Source organism: Prosthecobacter sp. (genome assembly GCF_044378005.1).
Classification (GTDB): domain Bacteria; phylum Verrucomicrobiota; class Verrucomicrobiia; order Verrucomicrobiales; family Verrucomicrobiaceae; genus Prosthecobacter.
In genome coordinates this window covers 1-2,684 of record NZ_JBILYB010000325.1, presented here as the reverse complement: position 1 = coordinate 2,684, position 2,684 = coordinate 1, and the positions used below count along the sequence as shown (strand labels likewise).

The following is a 2,684-nucleotide window of genomic DNA, read 5'->3' as shown; positions in this document are numbered from 1 at the left end:
CCCAATCCGAAGCGCCTCGTGGTGAACAAAAAGGAAGTGCCCGCCGAAGACACGCTCCAGCTCGCCGTGCTGCTCGATGAGTTCGCCAAGGCCATCACCAGCAAGTCGCCCTTCAAAGCCGACGGAGCGATGGGCCTGCGCGACATCCGCATCGTCGAGGCCATCTACGCGTCCGCCAGACAAGGCGGCACCAGCGTGGCGGTGAGTGCCTGAATCATGAACCTGCCGACCATCCCATGAGACTTCTCGTCGCCTCTTTTTTCCTCCTTGCTGCTTCACTGCCCGCAGTGGCTGATGACTCGGCGGAACTTCTCTTCGTGCGCCGCATCGTGCCGCTCTTTCATGAAAAGTGTCTCGCTTGTCATGGCAATGATGAGGCGAAGATCAAAGGTGGACTGGACATGCGAACGCTCGCTTCCACGCTGAAAGGTGGCGACAGCGAGACGCCTGCACTCATCGTCGGCAAGCCGGAGGAGAGTCCGCTGTATCTCGCGGTGACGCGGACGCAAGATGACTGGGAGGCGATGCCGCCGAAGGAGGCAGACAAACTCTATGCGGAGCAGATCGCGTGGATCAAAGACTGGATCGCAGGTGGTGCGCCGTGGCCGGATGAGGCGCGCGTGAAGGCCATTGCGAAAGCAAACGAGGCGAAGTGGTCGGCAGAGGATGGCATCATGGTAAAGACGACGGGAGCCTTGTCGCCCGAGTGGGCGAATCGGAAATACAAACCGGAGGGGCTATGGGCTTATCAGCCAGTCGCGAAGAATAATGGCGAGAAGGCGCTCGATGACTTCATCGCGGCGAAGATGCCTGCTGGCCTGGAGTCCGCGCCTGCGGCTGACGCGCGCACTTTGATCCGCCGCGCCTCGTTTGACCTCACCGGTCTGCCGCCGACGCCGGAGGAAGTCGCGGCGTTTGAGAGCAGTTACTCGAAGGATGCGAACGCGGCGATGAAGGCGCTCATCGACCGTCTGCTCGACTCTCCGCATTACGGCGAGCGCATGGCCCAGCATTGGCTGGATGTGACCCGCTACGCGGACTCGTCGGGCTTTTCGAATGACTACGAGCGCGGGAATGCCTGGCGCTATCGCGATTACGTGGTGCGCTCCTTCAACCGCGACAAGCCCTATGATCAGTTCATCAAGGAGCAGATCGCCGGGGATGAGATCGACGCCAACGACCCTGAGAAGATCATCGCCACGGGTTTCCTGCGCACGGGGCCGTGGGAGCTGACCGGCATGGAGGTCGAGAAGATCGCCCGCCAGCGCTTTCTCGATGATGTGACCAACAGCGTGGGCGAGACCTTCCTCGCGCATTCGCTGCAATGCGCCCGCTGTCACGATCACAAGTTCGATCCGGTGCCCACGCATGATTATTACTCGATTCAGGCGGTGTTTGCGACGACCCAGCTCTCGGAGCGGGCCGCGCCTTTTCTTCCGGAAGAGAACACGCAGGGCTTCGAAGAGCGCGCCTATCTGGAAAAAAGCCTCGCGGAATATGAGTCCGTCCTCACGAAGCTGGACGCAGTGTTGCTGGAGAACGCCGCGCTCTGGTTCAAGAACAACGGTAAAGACCCGGCCAAGTGGAATGCCGCCGTCGAGGCCGCACGAAATCCCGCGGCTCCGAAGCAAGGCCCCGCCAAGAGGCTCGGCAAGTATTCGGACCTGTTCGCCGCCGCACGAACCGCGCTCACCAACACCGGTGCGCCGGAAGGGGACTTCCCTCCGAAACTGGTCGGCTTCACGCCAGAACAGTTCGGCATGGAACGAGTGGCACGAAAAGGATTGGAGCGGCTCCGCTGGGAACTGGATCGCTACGAACCCTATGCTCTCGCGGTCTATGGCGGTCGCACTCGGCAATACAAAACCGTCTTCGCTCCGCTGCGGATGCCCCCTGACCGGATGAGCGCGGGCGAGCTGGAAGAGACCTGCATCCTCACCGGTGGCGATCCCTTTGCCTCCGGCCCCAAGGTAAAGCCCGGTGTCCTCAGCGTTCTCGGCTCCATACAAAAGACGCCCATCTCCGACGCCATCGAAGGCCGTCGCAAAGCCTTCGCCGAATGGGTCGCCAGCGCGGACAATCCGCTGACCACTAGGGCCATCGTGAATCGGGTGTGGATGTGGCACTTCGGCCAGCCGCTCGCGGGGAATCCGAACAACTTCGGCAGCACGGGCAAAAAGCCAACCCACCCCGAACTGCTGGACTGGCTCGCAGCGAAATTTGTGGAGAGCGGATGGAGCTTCAAGGCACTGCACCGTCTCATCATGACCTCGGAGGCCTATCGCCGCAGCTCCACGCATCCTGATTTGAAGGCCCTGCGGGAGAAAGACGCCCTCGGCACCAGCTACGCCGTCTTTCAGCCGCGCCGCCTCAGCGCGGAAGAGCTGCGGGACGCCATGCTCGCGGCCACGGGCGAACTGAATCGCACCCTAGGCGGCATCCCGAACCGGCCTGAGATCAACCTCGAAGCCGCCCTGCAACCGCGCCAGGTCATGGGCACCTTTGCCTCCGCCTGGGTGCCCAATCCCAAGCCTGAGCAGCGCCATCGCCGCTCACTTTACGCCCTGAAACTGCGCGGCCTCACCGACCCGATGCTGGAGGTCTTCAATGCGCCCGCGCCGGACTTCTCCTGCGAGCGCCGCGAGGCCAGCACCGTCACGCCGCAAGTCTTCAGCTTGTTCAAT

General features: G+C 62.3%; 1 protein-coding gene and 1 pseudogene. Both read left to right on the top strand.

All coding sequences use genetic code 11. The annotated features are described in order from the left end of the window. A pseudogene (locus AC6FTP_RS26805) lies at positions 1-213 on the top strand (hypothetical protein); the annotation flags it as partial. Between the two features lie 23 nt (positions 214-236). Next, the coding region (locus AC6FTP_RS26800) for a PSD1 and planctomycete cytochrome C domain-containing protein (RefSeq protein ID WP_497209959.1) at positions 237-2,684 on the top strand (2,448 nt) is incomplete at its 3' end.